This is a genomic window from Paraburkholderia kururiensis JCM 10599 = LMG 19447 (assembly GCF_003986935.1).
GTDB lineage: Bacteria > Pseudomonadota > Gammaproteobacteria > Burkholderiales > Burkholderiaceae > Paraburkholderia > Paraburkholderia kururiensis.
In genome coordinates, this window is the sequence record NZ_RJZE01000049.1 from 1 (window position 1) to 15,813 (window position 15,813).

8 protein-coding genes and 2 pseudogenes are annotated in these 15,813 nt (G+C 62.8%); 4 read left to right on the plus strand and 6 right to left on the minus strand.

Translation table 11 applies throughout. From position 1 onward, the window contains the following. The 5 genes from PKKP23_RS32205 to PKKP23_RS32225 all read right to left on the minus strand — a co-directional run. The coding region (locus tag PKKP23_RS32205) for a hypothetical protein (protein ID WP_126879912.1) at positions 1 to 557 on the minus strand (557 nt) is incomplete at its 3' end. A gap of 395 nt (positions 558 to 952) precedes the next feature. Then, positions 953 to 1,321 (minus strand): hypothetical protein, encoded by a 369-nt coding sequence (locus tag PKKP23_RS32210; protein ID WP_126879913.1) that lies wholly within the window; start codon positions 1,319 to 1,321, stop codon positions 953 to 955. Further along, positions 1,321 to 1,557 carry a type IV secretion protein Rhs gene (locus PKKP23_RS32215; protein ID WP_126879914.1) on the minus strand — a complete coding sequence of 79 codons (237 nt, stop codon included), beginning with the start codon at positions 1,555 to 1,557 and terminating at the stop codon, positions 1,321 to 1,323. The genes PKKP23_RS32210 and PKKP23_RS32215 overlap by 1 nt, the downstream gene beginning before the upstream one ends. A gap of 161 nt (positions 1,558 to 1,718) precedes the next feature. After that, positions 1,719 to 2,066: an immunity 8 family protein gene (locus PKKP23_RS32220; protein WP_126879915.1), complete on the minus strand. Its 348-nt coding sequence runs from the start codon at positions 2,064 to 2,066 to the stop codon at positions 1,719 to 1,721. A 10-nt stretch (positions 2,067 to 2,076) separates the two neighbouring features. Beyond that, the gene (locus PKKP23_RS32225; RefSeq protein ID WP_240659253.1) at positions 2,077 to 11,010 is read right to left on the minus strand and encodes a two-partner secretion domain-containing protein; all 8,934 of its coding nucleotides are present in this window, start codon (positions 11,008 to 11,010) and stop codon (positions 2,077 to 2,079) included. Between the two features lie 472 nt (positions 11,011 to 11,482). On the opposite strand from PKKP23_RS32225, the pseudogene PKKP23_RS32230 reads away from it, so the two are divergent. From PKKP23_RS32230 to PKKP23_RS32245, 3 genes and pseudogenes are all read left to right on the plus strand, one after another. Then, a pseudogene (locus PKKP23_RS32230) lies at positions 11,483 to 12,391 on the plus strand (IS630 family transposase). Positions 12,392 to 12,796: 405 nt separating this feature from the next. Continuing rightward, the gene (locus tag PKKP23_RS32240) at positions 12,797 to 13,372 is read left to right on the plus strand and encodes a recombinase family protein (protein ID WP_126879916.1); all 576 of its coding nucleotides are present in this window, start codon (positions 12,797 to 12,799) and stop codon (positions 13,370 to 13,372) included. 308 nt (positions 13,373 to 13,680) lie between these two features. Beyond that, positions 13,681 to 14,904, plus strand: coding sequence for an IS110 family RNA-guided transposase (locus tag PKKP23_RS32245; protein WP_111021510.1), 1,224 nt, complete (start codon positions 13,681 to 13,683; stop codon positions 14,902 to 14,904). 53 nt (positions 14,905 to 14,957) lie between these two features. Here PKKP23_RS32245 and PKKP23_RS32250 read toward each other — a convergent pair. Continuing rightward, positions 14,958 to 15,467, minus strand: a pseudogene (locus tag PKKP23_RS32250) (integrase core domain-containing protein); the annotation flags it as partial. 45 nt (positions 15,468 to 15,512) lie between these two features. Between PKKP23_RS32250 and PKKP23_RS32255 the strand changes: the two are divergent. Further along, positions 15,513 to 15,716, plus strand: a complete 204-nt coding sequence (locus PKKP23_RS32255) for a hypothetical protein (RefSeq protein ID WP_126879917.1) — start codon at positions 15,513 to 15,515, stop codon at positions 15,714 to 15,716. The last annotated feature ends 97 nt before the right edge of the window (positions 15,717 to 15,813 follow it).

Below are 15,813 nucleotides of genomic sequence, written 5' to 3' on the forward strand. Positions count from 1 at the left end.
TCATCGAGCCCGTTTGCGTCAATGTGGTGGATGGTGATTGAGCAGTTGTATGAGCGCCGGCCGCTTCGTTCCAGTGCGAGGAACACGTCGTAGTCCTGACCCGCCACAGGCGTAAAGCTCACGTCGGACGCGCGGCAGGACCAGTGGTCATAGTCGGTCCCGCCCGCCGTGCTCATCGAGAGCGTGAGGGGTTTGCCGGCGTCGACCACGTACTCCCGGATCAGGTCCTTGAAGCGCAGGCCCTCGACGCGCATCCAGGGGCGCGGGCTCGGCGGCATGCCGATGGTGACGCTGCGCGACGAATATCTGTATCTGGCAAGGAAGCCGTCGTCGACCGCGACCCGCTGCGGGTCGGTCGGCCAGTTGCCGGTATGACAGGGGCCCGGTCTGAACGACGCGGTCTGCAGGTCGTTTCCGGTCAGGATGCGCATGCGCGCGGAGACGGCCGGATCGTAGCCGGGCGTCTCCGTGGTGACGTGGTGAGTGGGCGTACAGGCCACTGCGGCAACCACCATGCCACTCATTACCAATACGCGGATACGGGAGAATATCTTCATTTAGTTATCCGAAGTTAACGATAATCAACGATCCGTTTTTTGTCCCCACCCTCTGACGCGGGGAAAGTCACGATAGTTCGGTGCCCGACTGACGAATAGCGCCTTTTTCAGATAGCGCAGGCTTCCGGGATGTGCAACTCATGCCCGGCGGCATTCGCGTGACGGCTTACAGAACGTCACGGACGACACAGAAATCGATCATATCTGCCCGCTACAGAATCACTCTGGAAAGTCGCTCACATTGTTCGAATCCACCCCGCGCGATGCTCTTGAGAGAGGGATTGAGTTCAGTTCCAAGCCGCATTTTTCCCAGCGCCTGCCTCATGGCGCTGTTCGCTTTCATCGTTTACCTCCAAGGTACTTGTTGAGCCCCTTTTGGATTGCGGAACAGATGATCACCCTTGATGCCACTCTCCCCAGTCTCTCAAGTACGCTCTTGACGCCTCGCCGAGTTGCACCTCGACACGCGTCAAAAGGACGCCATCCCGAGAAGCTCGCGCGTACAAAGACTCCAGCAGGCCGGTTGCAACGAAGGTTTTGAGATCGGTATTCCCTGCTGTCATACCGAGCTCGATGATATTGAAGATATGGGCCCGATCTTCGGGTGAAAACTCATCAAATCTTTCGGCTACGCTTTTCCCTAGCTTCCCAAAAAGAAGCGTAGTCGGAATGTCCGGCCCCCAATCCTCAACAGCTTCCTCTCTAGCCAGCCGAAGAAACTCAACCCTCGTCAGGTCGGCAACGAAATCTTCCCAAGTGTCCATTATTTTCCCTTCAATGCATTCTGGAGGTCTCTCAGAACATTCTGGGCCGCCGAGCGGTCGCTGAATGAAGCGTTGGGATTTGAGTCCAACCACTTTTGCAGCGCCACTGAATAGTCCTGTGCCTTCTGAGTATGGAAAACACCACCGACTGGATTACCAGTCTCGGTTTCATAGCGGACTGCGTCAGCAGTACTCCCTGTGCCAATCTTGGCGCCATCGCGATAGAGGTCGTCCATCAGTCCACTGAGCTTGGTGTCCGTGACTATTGGCTTCGACATGCTCGCAGCAAGATCGTCAGCAAGCTTCGGCGCGGTCGCTGCGTTGGCCGAACCGTTCGAAGTTACGCTGCTGTTTGTGGCAACAACCGGGGCGCGCAGAAGGTGTCAGTGACGTCTGATCAGCCTTGGTAACCCTCAAATTCCCACGCGAAAACCCGCCCCAGCTTTTCTGCAATGCTGTTCCAGTCCGTCCCCGTGCACCCATCTACATAATCGCCAATACACTTCTCGATGGCCGACAGATCATATTCTCTAACAATCAATAGATGACGCCCCCAACGAGGCTCCCAGACATATTTCGTGAGCCATTCCGGTGTACAAACGCAAACCTCAAAATCGTCTGCACCCGACGTTTCATTGGATCCGATCCGAATTCGAAGATTCAAAGAAAAACACGCCGGATTGTCAGGCACATATGACTTTATTTCAAATTCGTCGCTTGAAATACTCCGTACGACAGCATGCATGTCATATTCCTCAGTTGGTCACATTGAGGTGGCCATTGCTCACCTTCACCCGCTGTCCCGTTACCGCATTGACATTGTACGTTTCAAAGTTCGCCTGCGTACCCGTCGTTGCATAGGACGACGTTTTCTCTGTGGGAAATCTATAAGCGCGAGTCCCATCAGCGCTGATAAAGCCAGAACCGTCGCTCATCATGGTTGCACCGTCACCGACCCAAATTTTCCCCAGTTGGTTAGCCTCAGCCGTCGTGCCGCTACCGATGGAGAAGTTGATGTTGCTTGTGCCGCTGCCATTCACCGCCGCTGCAAGCCTAGGGTCCTGCGCTGCGATATTGGTGAGATTCTCATTAATGAGCTGCCCCTTCAAACCTTGGCCGGTTGCAGCATTGGCCGTTCCTTCCGAAGTCACCGCCGTGTTTGTGGCATCGCCAGCGTTTGCATTACTCGAATTATCGCCGCTGCTGGCCAGTAGCGCATTCGGCGGCGTCTTTCCCTGCGCATTCACCGAACCGGTGACCGGTGGCCGCGGTACCGAGTCTGCCAACACCAGCCCCGGACTCATCGTAGGCGGCTTGCCGCCACCCATCCCGAACACCGCGTTCAGACCATTGGCGACACTCTGCAAGATCAGATCGAGCGCAGTTGTCTTCTTGCGCAACGTACCCTGCCCGCTGGCCTCTTCAAGCGTATCGGTGTCCGTGTGGTTCCACTGGTTATAGAGGTTGACGCTCGAAGCCGTGGCGGCGCCGGCTGATCCGCCGACCAGCCCACCTGCCGCGCCGATGAGCAGGTTGCCTGCGAACTTCCCGGCAAGTCCTGAACCCGTGGCCCCAGCGACCTCGTCTGCGGCCTGTTTCGTCTGTTCGGCCAGCAATGCCGCCAGTCCTGCCCCGGCCGCCCCCTGGGCCGCGCTTCCGGTTCCACCACCACCCAGCCCTCCAATGAGCGCCCCGCCCGCCAGGTGCATGCCCAGGCGGTTCGTGCCGCCTTCGTCCCAGCTGTCCGCTTCCAGCCTGTATTGCGCGGCCAGCTCTGCGTTGCCTGCCTCGTCGGCCTTCTTCGCTTCCGAGAGGGCTGCGTCGCGCTTCATGTCGGCGTACGTACCGATCTGCGTCGCCACCGCTTCACCTGTGGCGCTCGCCGCGCCCATCATGTCGGCCTGTTTCGTCAGCAGGTTGTTCACGTCGGGCAGCTTCGACACCGTGCCGTTCGTGTCGGTGGTGTTCCGGTCCAGGCTCGCGACGTCCTGCTTCTGGTTCGCCGCATCGGTTACGGTGATCGTGCCCGCGCTGATGGCACTCTTCGTCGTTGCATCGGAGCTGCCGCTGTTGTGCTGCGAGATCATCGGCGTGATGCCGCCCGCGCCCGGCACCGATGACGGGCCGGTCGCCTTCGTCGCCTTGCCCATCGACGCGCCAGCCGAGAAGCCGCTGCTCGACGCGCTGTAGTCCGAGTGGTTCTGGATGTCGGAGTACGTCAGCGTGCCCGTGGTCAGCGTGTTCCTCGACGGATCGGCCGTGCTCGCGATGGTCGCGCCCTTCAGGTCCGTGTTGCCCTTCACGTTGATGTCGAAACCGCCGTCGCCCGCCTGGATGCCGGCCTGCTCCTTCACGCCCGCGTAGTTGCCGTGCGCGTCGCCGTGCTGGCTGCTGAAGCTGCCGCTGCCACCGCCCTGCGAGATGCTGAAGCCGCCGCTGCTGCTCGACTGGTGCGCCTCGCTCACCGTCGTGTCCTGCACGCTCACGATGTTGAGGTTGCCGCCCACGTCGGCCGACACGTGCTTTCCGCTCACGTCCGAACCGGTGATGTTCGTGTCGCCGCCCGATACGATGGAGACGTTGTTCGCCGCCGTCACGTGCGTGTTGTTCTGCATGACGGCATCGCTGTTGGCGTTGCCGTGCGCGTTCGACATCGAGGCCGATACGCCCCAGCCGCTGCCCAGCGTGTACGAAACGCCGACGCTCGCGCTGCTCGACTCGTTCGTGCTGCGCGTCGAATCCGTGTTCGTCGTGTTGACGAGGTTGACCCGGTTCTTCGCGTTGAGCAGCACGTTGTTCGCGCTCACATCCGAACCGGCGATGGTCACGTTGCCGCTGCCCGGCGTGCCGTCGCCCGTGGCGATGAACGCCGCCGTGCCGCCGGCCTTCACGTTCGAACCGGTCTGCGTGGTCTGGTCTTCCTGCGACGTGCTCTTCGATTTGCTGGTGCCCCAGCTCAGCTGCACGCCGATGTCGGGCTTGCCTCCATTTTTCGCCAGCGACTCCGCCGTGGAAGCCACATCTCCCGCAGCGGCAATCGCGTGCAGGGCCGAAGCGCGTCCGTCCTGGCTGTTATCGGCCGCGTGCGCCTGGTCGGCCGCGCCCTCGACGAGCTGGGCCAGCGTGCCCGCAAGACCCAGCGTAAAGCCGCTCGACTTCGTCTCGTGCGTCTCGTCGTGATGCGTCGTACCCGCTGCCGAATCAACCGTGACGTTGGCCGCCACTCCCGTTACGTCCTGTGCCGCGATCACGTCGCTGCCGGTCACGTGCAGGCTGTTACCCGCCGTCATCGACACGCTGCCCCCCGTGCTGCCCACGAGGCTGCCGTTCTGCGTGACCGAACCGTCGTGCGTCGTGTCCTTCTGGTCGCTGTTGCCGTAGGAGATGCCGTTGCCACTGAGGGCGCCAAAGCCCGACTTCGTTTCCTCGTGGAAATGGCTGCTGGTGCTGGTGTCCCGCGTCGTCGTGACAGTCATGTCGTGTCCGGCCGCAAGCGCCATGTCGCCCGTGGAAGCCACCGTGGAACCTGCCACCGTGAGGTCGTGACCCGCGCTGGCCGTGACCGTATCGCCCGCGACGGTCGAGCCCGACGAGACGGTGCGGTGCGCACTGGTCGTGTCCGTCATCGTGCTGCCGGACATGAACCCCGATTTCGTGTCGTGCGTCCAGCCCTGCGAGTCGTGCGTCTGCGTCACGGCGCCCACCGTGACGTCACCGGTCGCCACCAGCTTCGTCGCGCCTCCCGTTACGGTGCCGTCGGCGGCCGTCGAGCCTGTCGTCACGCTGGAACCGGGCACCGAGAGATTGCCTGTTCCGTTGCCCGCGCCCGGTGTGCCCGGCGCGACGCTCACGTGATACGGCGAGAGCAGCTTCGCCGCCGTATCCGTCTGCCCCGCGCCGAGCAGCAGGTTGCCGCCCGCGTTGACATCGCTGCCCTGTGCAACCTCGTCGTACGACGACGCCGTGTGCTTCGTGAGGCTCCCGCCGAGCGATTTTTCGTCGTGGGTCTGCGTATCCTTTGCCGCCGTGACCGTGAGGTCGCCCCCGGCGAGCATCGTGGCGTTGCCGCCCGCCTTCACCGTCGCATCGGTGAGCGTCGTATCGTGCCCGGAGACGGTCGTGAGGCTGCCGCCCGTGGTGACGGTGCTGCCGACGTTGTGCGTGGTGGTGGTGTGACCACCGTTGAGCCCGTCGTCCGTGTGCGCGTCCTGGGTGGACGCGAGCGTCACGGTGCCCACGTCGATATTGCGGCCAGCCGCAACGAGCGCGCTGCCGCCGGTGTCGATCGCCGCCCCCGCGAGCTTCACGTCACGTCCGGCGAGCACCGCCGCGTTGTTCGAGGCCGAGAGGGTGCCGGTGGCCTGCACGCCCTGGGCCGTTGCCGTCGAAACGAGGTTGCCGTCGCGCAGCGTCTGCGTCACGCCGAACGTTTCCGTTTCGTTGACGACATCGCGCCCGGCCTGCACCAGCGTATCGACGCCGCCGATACGCCCGCTCACGTTGCGCACATCCTGCACGGCAGAAACCGTCGTCGTGCCGCCGCTGCCGATCACGCCCCGGTTGACGATGTTGTCGCCCAGCACCGTGGTGGCCACATCGCCTACGACATGGCCGCTGCTGTTCACGTCGCCCGTGGCATTGAAGCTCACCGCGTTGCCCGCCACCAGCGCGCCGCTGTGCTGGAGGTCCACCGTATCGGCCTGGGCCAGGTACAGCTTCGGCACCAGCACCGTCTGGTGCGTGCCGTCGGGCAGCGTCACGTCCTGCGAGACGAGCCACACCAGGTCCGTGGTGAGCTGCTGCATCTGCGCATCGGTCAGGCCAATGCCCGGCGTCAGGCTGAACTGCTTCGCATACGCGACGCCGCTGTTCATCAGCGCCGTGTATTCGTCGAGGTTGTCCGAGTAGCCCGCGAGGAACGTGCGGCCCGTGAGCTGCGTGACCTGGTCGCGGACCAGCTTCTCCTCGTACGAGCCGTCGCCCAGCCGCTTCATCGTGTCCTGCGGGTTCAGCCCGAGCTGGCCGAGCATGTAGTCGCTCGAGATGAACTTCGGGTAGCTCGTGAAGCGCGGATCGGTCGCGATCAGGTATGTCGCGCCCGGCGCCGTGCGGTAGCTGTACAGGCCGTTGACCGGCAGCACGAGGTTCGGAATGCCGCCTGCGGCGCCGCCCAGCGTCTGCGCGCCCATGGACTGGCCGGAGAGACCACCGAGCTGCGTGCCGGTCGCGTTGCCGCCCGTCACGCCCGAGCCCGTCACCGTCTGGCCCACGCGGTTCACGCTGGAGACGTTGATCGTGGCGGCATCGGTCTGCACGGTCTGGTTCGAGCTCGCGATGGCGGGCAGCGCGTCCACCGTGGTGGAAGCCGCCGGCGTGGACGGATACACCACCGTCTTCGTGTCGCTGTCGCCACCGGTCTTCTGGTGCCAGTAGAAGGTCGAGGTGTCCTGTTCGGTCACCGTCTGCTGCAGCACCGTGCCGGTGTCGTTCACGCTGCCGCCGTTCGCGCGGCGCACGAGGTCGCCGCCGGCGGCCATGGTCGACGACTGGTTGTTGATGCTGCCGCCGTCGGCGTTGATGCGGATCGCGCCCTGCGCCTGCATCTTCGCCGCCGTGCCGGCGCTCACGAGCTGGTCGGTGGCCGTGGTCGTCGTGACCGTGCGCCGGATCTCGTTGTAGTCGTGCGAGTCGGGCCCGAGGTCCGTGCGCACGATTGCCTGGTCGGGCCGGATGTTGGTCTGCGGATTCCAGTCCGGCCAGAAGGTGACCGTGTACGTGCTGCCGTTGTCCGTGATGCTGTTGTAGTACTGCACCGGATTGTTCGCGATGGTACGCGCCGGAGTCGAGCCGTCCACCGGCGAGCCTACACACGCCTGGTGCCATGCGCAGAGCCAGTATTCCTCGGTAATCGGCGTAGCGAGCGAGAAGGTCTGGGTGGCCGTATCGAGGCTGGTCACCTGGGCTTTGGGCAGCGTCACGGAGATCGGCGTGCGCAGCGCACCCACCATGGCGCCGGAGATGGGCGCCAGGCTGTACTCCCAGGTCCACTGCGGGAACGTGATGCTGTAGTGGCCGTTGCCCTGGCTGCCGCTGAGGCCGGCAGTCCACAGGCTCAGGTTCTGCGTACCCGTGACCGTGGGCGTGCCCGCCTGCGTGACCACACCGGTGCGGATGTTGTTCACCGTGTGCGCGGCGATGTCGAGGTTGCCGTCCGCCTCGATGTTCGCCGCGATGTTGTCGAGCGTGCCGGTCTGGTTCGCGAGCAGGCCGGCCGCGTCGCGCGTGCCGTCCCTCGCGATCTCCATGTCGCCCGCGCTGTAGATCAGCGCCCCATCGGTGTTCGACACCGAGTTCGACGCATACAGCTTCACGCTGCGCGCGCCCGCGATCACGGCCGCCGCGCCGCTGTTCCGCACGTCGGTGGCGTTGACCTGCACGTCGTTGCCGATCAACGTGCCCGTATTCGCGAGCGTCGCGCTGTTCGTGGTGACCGAATCGCCCTCGATGCGGCCCGCGTTGGTAATCGTGTCCGTTGCGTTGACCGTGGTGGTGGTGCCGTTGATGTCGGCGCCCGCCGCGTTGACCACGTTCGCGCCCGAGGCCGTCAGCGCTCCACCCGCCGTCAGCGAGCCGCTGTTGGTCAGCGTGCCGGTGGCGGAGACGTTCATGTTGCCGTCCGCGTGCAGGCGGTTTGCCGCGCCGTTCGTGTAGTCGCCCGCGACCGCCAGTCCAAGGTTGCGGCCCGCCGTCATCTCGCCGTCGCCGCTCACCGCGCCGCTGGCGGTGATGTCGCGGTTCGCGCGGATGGCGCCGCCCGTGTTCGACAGCGACGCGACCCTGACCGAGACATCCTGGCCGCCTTCCAGCGTACCGCCATCGTTCGTGACGGTGGCGCCGGACTGGTTCAGCTCCAGCGCCGTGCCGCCGTAGACGGTGCCGCCCGTGTTGCTCACGCGGTCCGACACGGCGAGGCGCGCCGCGCGGGCCGCGACGAACCGTGCGCCGGCATTGTTGGCCAGCGTGCGCGCCCGGAGCATGACGTCGCCGTTGCCGCCCAGCACGCCACCGGTGTTGGTCACCGAGGTGGCCGCCGTCACCGTGGTGGCGCCGTCGCCCGCGTTCACGAGCCTGCCGGCACTGTTGTCGATGCTCGCGGCGGACACCGCTGCCGTGCCGTGCGCGCCGTTGGCCGACATCGTGCCGCCCGCGTTCGACAGGGCGCCGCCCGCCGTCACGGCGAGGTTGCCGCCGGTCTGCGCCGAGCCTGCGCTGTTGTCGAAGTCGCCCTGGGTGGTGGCCGTCAGTCCTGTGCCGCCGTAAAGCCTGCCGCCGTGATTGACGATGCCGCTGGTTGCGTTGATCCCGGTGGTACCCTGGCCCGAGAGCGTGCCGTCCGTGTTGTCGAGGCTGCCCGCCTTCGCGTCGAGCGCGCCGTTGGTGGCGATCTGGCCGCCCACGTTCGAGAGGGCGCCCGGTGTGGCGACCTTCAGCGTGCCGGCGCCCGCGTGCTGGATCGAACCCGCGTCGTTCGTGATGGCCCGGGCCGAGACGTTCAGGTTCGTCGCGTTGGTCGCAATGGTGCCGCCCGTGCTGTCGAGCGTGCCGCCTGCCGAAATGGTCTGGTCGGATGTACCGTACTGGCGGATGGCGCCGCCCCGGTTCACGAGGTTGCCCGTGGTCGAGAGTGCGAGCTGGTCGCCCTCGATGGAGCCGCTGCTGTTGTCGGCAGAACCTGCGGTGACCGTGGTCGCCGAACCGGAGAGCGTGCCGCGCTGGTTGTTCAGCGCGCCGGCCACGTTGGTGCCGAGGTTGCCACCCGCGACGATGCTGCCCGAATGGTTGTCCAGCGACCGCGCGTTCACGGTCGCGTCGCCCTTCGCGGTGATCTGTGCCTGGTTGGCGATGTCGCCGCCCGATACGCTGACCGCGCCGTTGCCGCCGACCACGCCACCGGCTGCACCGGTCGCGGTCGTGCCCGCTGCGTTGACGAGCGCGCCGGTCGTCGCGACCGACAGGCCGTCGCCATTGAGGGACGTGACGCGTCCTGCCGTATTGTCCAGAGAGGCCCCACTGATGGCTTCGTGGCCGGAGGCCTGCATGATGCCCTGACGGTTGTTCACCGCGCCCGCCGACCTCACGTCGAGCGTCGACTGCGAGACCATCTGGCCGCCCTGGTTCGATACCGCGCCGGCCGCAACCGTCTGCGCGCCATTCGACGACAGGATGCCGTTATCGTTCGTGAGCGTTCCGCCTGCGTTCGCCGACAGCGCACCGCCTGCCGCGGTCGTTGCACCCTGGAGACTGAGGTCACCGCTTCCCGCATCCAGCGCGAGATTGCCGTTCGCTGAAGTCTGGGCGCCCGCGAGGTGCATGCCGGTACCGGAGAGCGAGGCATTGCCGCCCGCCGCGTTGTGACCGGTAGCCGAGAGCGCACCCGAAGCAGAGACGCTCAGGTCGCCCGCGTTCGCAACCGTGCCGTCGCTGTTGATGCCCGCGCCGAGCGTACCGGTCGAGGCAACACGGCCCGCGTTGACAGTGGTGTTCTGCTGGGCAGCGAGCGTGCCGCTGTTCCTGAGATCGGCCGCCGTGTTCACCGACACGTTCTGCTGGGCATACGTGGTGCCGCTGTTGTCGATACCGCCGGCGGCCGACAGCGCCATGTTGCCGCCCGCGTTCGTGCGGCCCGACAGCACCAGACGGCCCTGCGTGGTGAGCGTCAGGTCGCCCGCCTGCGCGGCGAGCACGCCCGCGTTCGAGACCCCGACACCGTACTCGTTGCTCGCAAGAAAGATGCGGTTGGCGTACATGCCACCGAGCTGGCTCACGTCGATGGCGCGCGTGGGAGCCGCACCAGTGCCCGCGATCGGTGTGGCCGCCAGCGTGTCGTGGTCGACGTGGTTCGCGCCCGCCACGACGTTCAGTGTGTTGCCATAGATGGCGGCGTTCGCCTGCACGGCGCGGGCAATCAGGTCTACCTCGTCCACATTGGCGGCATTGAGCCCCGCACCCTGCACGGTGATGAGGCCGCTGCGCACGTCGAAACCGGTGAGCGCGCCGTCCGCGCCAAAGGTGGGCGTGCCGGTGGTCAGGATTCCTTTCGACGTGTTGATAAATCCGGCGCCATCAACGATGAGTCCGGCGGAGTTCGCTATGACCACCTCCGCGCGTGCGCCCCCCACCTCCACGTAACCTTTCAATACGGACGGGTTGTTGCTGTTGACCTGGTTGACGATGACCTTCGCGGACTGGCCCGGCGCATAGTTAGGATTGCCGTTGATGTAGCCAGCCTGCCGGGTGCCCACCACCGTCGATGAATTGTTGAGCACCGCGCCCGGGCGGCCCACGTCGAACTGGCTGTACGTGTTCATCGACACGCCGGCCCCGGACGGCCTTGCCACGTTGACCTGGGGGATGCCGTTCTGTGTCTGGACCACGTGTGTGCTGGTGCCCGGCGTGGGGACGATCTGCGCGAGCGCCACCGGCGCCACGCCCGCCAGCATCAGCGCGCCGGACGCGGCGTGACGCATCGCGAACAGCGACAGCACCGCGCGTGCCGCGCCCTGCATGGGCGCGCGTCCCGTCTTCGTTTCTCCCTGACCGGCCTTGCCCGCCGACGTGGCGGTTTCCTCAACGGCGACCAGCATTCCCCGCAGCCTGCTGAACACAAGCCGGTACCTACGGTTGTTCATTGCATGTAGTCCGGACAATACAGAATGGTTCGTAAACTACTGAATGACCGTGTAAATGACTGTTAATTAAGGTTAATTCGACATTTATGCGACAAAACCGGTGCGTCATGAATTAATCGCCAGATCATCAGCCTGGTCGTCGTGGTCGGTTGTGGTAAGTGGCGCCAGCTTCGCTGGCGCGCCGTTCACCGCCTGCATGGGGTAGTACGCCCGAACCGCCGGAAATCCCCGCGCGGCGCGATGCCGGGGTGATCGACCCCGGCGGCCGGAAAGGCGGTGCCCGGCGAGCACCACGCCATCGAGGCGTCATACCCATGCGTCCCACGCGCTCGCCCGGGGCGTCGAGCTGGGCGCCGTGCGGGACAACCTGCGGCACGCATTGATTTCGACCACGTCCATCTAGTGTTCTGTCCCAGAAGAAACTTTATGAAACGAGCAATGTCCTCCGATCGAGCTTATTCAAGGAGCGACCATGGGACGACCCGGCATTGCTGTGGAAGTATCGGCCAGCGAAAGAGAGCAACTTGTGGCGATGAGTCGCTCCCGTTCGCTCCCACATTCGCTGGTGCGTCGCGCGAAGATTGTCCTCATGGCAGCTGATGGTCATTCGAATGCCGAAATTGCTGCTCAGTGCGCGGTCACGCCGCCAGCGGTAACGCATTGGAAAAAGCGCTTCGTCGCGCAAGGCTTGGCTGGGCTCCACGATCAAGCGAAATCTGGCCGCCCCCGTACGCATGACGATGAGGCTGTTGCGGAGTTGCTCAGCAAGGTTTTGCGTGAAACGCCTTCGGGTTCGACGCATTGGAGCGTACGTGTCGCGGCAGAGGAGACGGGCATATCGAAGAGCTCCGTTGCCCGTTACTTCGCTTTGTTCGGTGTGCAACCTCATCGTACAAAAAGCTTCAATCTGTCCAACGACCCGTTCTTCGTCGAGAAGGTTCGCGACATCGTCGGGTTGTACTTGAGCCCTCCGACCACCGCGTTGGGGCTGTGCGTCGATGAGAAGAGTCAGTGTCAGGCATTGGAGCGCACCCAACCGATGTTGCCGATGGGACTCGGTGAGCGGCCGGCTACAACCTTCGCTGGTTGCTGCGGGCCATTGCACGTTTGGGCCTGAAGGCCTTTTACGCGCGCGCCGTTTTGTTCGTCGCCGACAAGTTCACGAAACGAAAATCACGCGGCATGCGCAGATCGTTCACGCTGTGGGCCGAGGAGAGCTGGCATCAAACAGCCCTTCGCGAGGTACATCGAATTTTGCAGGGCTGACTACGTCGATCAGTACAACGTCCATAAACGCCCGTTCATGTGGACGGCCACCGCTGATTCCATCCTCGAAAAGATCGCGCGTTTATGCAAAGTTATTTCTGGGACAGAACACTAGATAAAATATAGCAGCATTATATGTTTCATCTTGATAAATTAATAACCATAGATTTTATTGAAAATTTCTAACTATCTTCCAATGGGCGCACAACTCTGAATAGTGCTGCGCGCCGGTTGATGACATGGATATCGGGCCACAAGTCACCGCATTCTGAGGCTGCCGTGTACCGGAGCCGCTATGGAAGCGTTGCAGCTACTCCATTTAACATTATTTGAAGTGAAAAATATGCATCTATTGATTGTGAACTTTTCTTGACATGCGGCGCGATAAGAGGGTACGGTTCCATTACCGCAAAGTCGGATGACAGGCAACTCAAGGGGGACAAAACACGGTCGTAATAGTTGCATCGACAAAAGAGTCGAAAAGGCAAGCGCGATGCATGCTTGGCGGTTGGAGAAGTGGATGCCTACAACAAAGAAGATCGGATATGCTCGCGTATCAACAACTGAGCAGCACCTTGATCTGCAACTTGCCGCGTTGGCATCGTATGGATGCAGTATTACGTTCTCGGATCGTGGGACGTCAGGAACTTGCTTTGATCGCCCCGGATTACGCAAAGCATTGCGTGCGGCTCAAGCTGGCACAACGTTGGTAGTCTGGCGTTTGGACCGACTCGGCCGTTCGCTTCGGCATCTCGCCACCATAATCAGTGATCTGGAAGGCCGGAACGTTCGGGTCGTCTCAATAACCGAATGCATCGATACAAGGTCAACAACGGGCCGATTTACCTTTCATATGCTGGCCGCGCTGGCGGAGTTTGAGCGCGCTCTGATCAGTGAGCGGACGCGCGCGGGAATGGCGGCTGCACGTGCACGCGGAAAGCAGATTGGACGACCTGTGGCACTCGATGATGAGCAATGTGCGCATGCCTGCGCGTTGCTGGAGAACCATTCGGTGCGATTTGTTTCTGGCCAGTTGAAGGTCGATAGGCGCACGCTTTTGCGCAACGTCCGGCGTTGGAAATCAGCGAGCGAATAATGCATGTCAATAAACTCGTGAACCGCCCCGGATTTTGTGGAGGCTCCAACTCTTGAGAGTGATTCATCGGACGTGCCCGACCCCGAAGGATGAAGCGGCCACCGCGCCGAGCTAGTATTGCGAGGCAGCGGTGGTCGAGGTCGGCCCATTGTCTGGTGCACTGAGCCCGTTTGAGAGTTGGACCCGCAGCCCTGCGAGCACCCCAAATTGTGACCTGGGGCAGTCTGTCGCCCTGCTGGATCACGCTTACCAGAATCCGATAACGAGGGCTGCCGCCGCTGCCATTCTCCATCGTGCAGGAGGGCAACATGCAGGTACTTTATCCACGCTGCGCCGGGCTGGACGTGCACAAGGACACTATCGTGGCATGCGTACGTTGCGTGTCTGCGCCTGAGCACCACGAGGTCCAAAGCTTTTCCAGCACCACGACCGGTTTGCTGGCGCTATCTGACTGGTTGGCAAGCCATCTCTGCACCCATGTAGCAATGGAAGCCACTGGCGTGTATTGGAAACCCGTCTGGCACGTACTCGAGGATTCCTTCGAGTTAGTGCTTGGTAATGCCGCACACATCCGGAACGTGCCTGGCCGCAAAACGGATGTCAACGATGCGATGTGGATCGCGGACCTGCTCGCACACGGGTTGATCCGCTCTAGCTTTGTGCCACCTGCCGCGATTCAGGAGTTGCGCGATCTGACACGCACGCGTAAGCAGCTGGCCCGCGAAATCGCCCAGCATTGTCTGCGCATTCAGAAGGTGCTTGAGGACGCCAACCTCAAACTCGGCAGCGTACTGTCCGACGTGCTTGGCGACAGCGGGCGGGCTATGCTCAAGGCCATCGTCTCGGGCGAGGATGACCCGGTGCGATTGGCCTCGCTGGCTCAGGGCCACGCCCGCAGAAAGACCAGTGAACTGCGCGAAGCGCTGAGCGGCCGTGTCACCGCCCATCACCGCGCCATGCTCGGACTGCATCTGCAAGTCATCGACGCACTTGAGCGCGCGCTGGCAGACTTGGATGCCGCAGTGGGGCTGGCGTTGACGCCGATCCGGCAGCACGTCCAACTGCTCAGGACCATTCCTGGGGTTGGGGATTTGACTGCTCGGGTCTTGGTAGCCGAGATCGGCGTCGACATGACGCGCTTCCCCAATCCCGCCCATTTGATATCGTGGGCCGGCTTGTGCCCGCGTAATGACGAAAGCGCGGGCAAACGCCGTAGCACTCGTGTCCGCAAGAGCGGTACGTGGTTAAAGACTGCACTGGTCACGGCTGCATGGGCAGCAGTTCGCACAAAAAACACCTATCTGCACGCCCAGTTCTTGCGAATCAAAGCGCGGCGCGGTGCTAAAAAAGCGATCGTCGCTGTTGCGGCGTCCATGCTCACTGCCGCGTGGCACATGCTTCGCAACGGCGTGGAATACAAGGACCTCGGCTCTGATTACTTCAATCGACACGACATGCAGGGGACTGTTAAACGGCTGCTCAAAAGACTGACGGATCTCGGGTATCCCGTTCAACCCGCGTCTCCATCGTAAGGGCTTCTTACCAGAATGTGGAGCGTGATCCGCTTGGAATTTCCGGACCAGATCTAGAGCGAGTTTTGCGGCGTTTCGGGTTCGGTTGAACCCGATGGAAGCACCAGCCGACGGGCGAATTCGGCTGGTGCCAACTCTTTGAGAGCAGAGTGAGGACGGCTCTCGTTGTAATCCCGGCGCCACGCCTCGACAATCGCCTTGGCTTCGCCCAGCGTTTCGAACCAATGTAGGTTCAAGCACTCATCGCGGAATGATCCGTTAAACGTCTCAATGTGGCAATTGTCCGTCGGCTTACCGGGCCTGCTGAAGTCGATTTTTGCTCGGTAGTGGTACGCCCACATGTCGAGCAGGCGCCCGGAAAATTCGCTGCCATTGTCCACGAACAGGTGTCGCGGAACTCCGCGTCTGACGGCGATATGATTCAGTGCTGACACCACGTGTTCGCCTCTCAAACGCTGTCCGACTTCGATGGCCAATGCTTCTTTCGTGAAGACGTCCACGATCGTCAAGGTGCGAAACTTCGAACCATCAGCAAGCTGGTCGGCCACTAATGGTATGGTCCACCCGCTTCTTCTATCGTAGTGGTGCTACCACCCATGGAGGCTGCCATGAACTCGGTCACGTTAGGAATCGATCTCGGCAAGCGCTGGTTCCACGTCGTCGGTTGCGACGCTGCCGGCAAAGTCGTGCTGCGCGAGAAGTTGGGGCGCAATCAACTCCTGCAGCTTATGGCACAGCATCCCCCGAGCCTTGTCGGCATCGAAACATGCTGTGGCTCACAGGGCGGATTCAACCGGTCGTCGCAACACTAGATTGTTGAACAGATTTTAGATACTCGTCCAGGAATTCTGCTGGGGTCTTCCAGCCAAGCGATTTTCTGGGCCGGCAATTGAGCGTATGGGCAACGGC

Bases quoted from the DNA above. Each gene is read 5' to 3' on its own strand.
- PKKP23_RS32210 (WP_126879913.1), bottom strand. From the start codon at position 1,321: ATGGACACTTGGGAAGATTTCGTTGCCGACCTGACGAGGGTTGAGTTT.
- PKKP23_RS32215 (WP_126879914.1), bottom strand. From the start codon at position 1,557: ATGGACGACCTCTATCGCGATGGCGCCAAGATTGGCACAGGGAGTACT.
- PKKP23_RS32220 (WP_126879915.1), bottom strand. From the start codon at position 2,066: ATGCATGCTGTCGTACGGAGTATTTCAAGCGACGAATTTGAAATAAAG.
- PKKP23_RS32225 (WP_240659253.1), bottom strand. From the start codon at position 11,010: ATGAACAACCGTAGGTACCGGCTTGTGTTCAGCAGGCTGCGGGGAATG.
- PKKP23_RS32240 (WP_126879916.1), top strand. From the start codon at position 12,797: ATGCCTACAACAAAGAAGATCGGATATGCTCGCGTATCAACAACTGAG.
- PKKP23_RS32245 (WP_111021510.1), top strand. From the start codon at position 13,681: ATGCAGGTACTTTATCCACGCTGCGCCGGGCTGGACGTGCACAAGGAC.
- PKKP23_RS32255 (WP_126879917.1), top strand. From the start codon at position 15,513: ATGAACTCGGTCACGTTAGGAATCGATCTCGGCAAGCGCTGGTTCCAC.